Below are 254 nucleotides of genomic sequence, written 5' to 3' on the forward strand. Positions count from 1 at the left end.
ACGGCGCACCGGTGACCCGCGACGACTACTCCAGGAGCGCGATCGCGTTCGGGATCCGGGAGTTCGGCATGGCCGCGGTCCTCAACGGGATGAGCCTGCACGGTGGGTACCGGGTCTTCGGCAGCACGTTCTTGGTCTTCGCCGACTACCTGCGGCCGGCACTGCGGCTCTCCGCGCTGATGCGCCAGCCCGTCGTCTACGTGTTCACCCACGACTCGATCGCGGTGGGCGAGGACGGCCCCACGCATCAGCCC

The 254-nt window shown here is 69.3% G+C and carries 1 pseudogene; it reads left to right on the top strand.

Annotation, left to right across the window (positions count from 1 at the left end):
- A pseudogene (locus Q0L15_RS20245) lies at positions 1–254 on the top strand (transketolase); the annotation flags it as partial.

Origin of the sequence: Nocardioides sp. (genome assembly GCF_024509035.1) — a bacterium.
Classification (GTDB): Bacteria; Actinomycetota; Actinomycetes; order Propionibacteriales; family Nocardioidaceae; genus Nocardioides.